The following is a 222-nucleotide window of genomic DNA, read 5'->3' as shown; positions in this document are numbered from 1 at the left end:
ATAACAACATGGACGCGGGGTGGAGCAGCTTGGTAGCTCGTCGGGCTCATAACCCGAAGGTCGTTGGTTCAAATCCAGCCCCCGCAACCAAATTTCGATAATTTGAAAGCAATTCAAGTTATCAATGCGACACTAGCTCAGTTGGTAGAGCGCAACCTTGCCAAGGTTGAGGTCACGAGTTCGAACCTCGTGTGTCGCTCCAAATTAAATTATTGACTTGTA

Annotated in this window: 2 tRNA genes; both read left to right on the top strand. The window is 47.7% G+C overall.

The window, feature by feature from the left end:
- The first annotated feature begins 13 nt into the window (after nucleotides 1-13).
- Nucleotides 14-90 (top strand) — tRNA-Met (locus tag R3X26_RS19025).
- Nucleotides 91-126: 36 nt separating this feature from the next.
- Nucleotides 127-202 (top strand) — tRNA-Gly (locus R3X26_RS19020).
- The last annotated feature ends 20 nt before the right edge of the window (nucleotides 203-222 follow it).

Source organism: Vibrio sp. TH_r3 (genome assembly GCF_033101115.1).
Lineage (GTDB): Bacteria > Pseudomonadota > Gammaproteobacteria > Enterobacterales > Vibrionaceae > Vibrio.
This window is presented reverse-complemented; position numbering and strand designations above follow the sequence as displayed.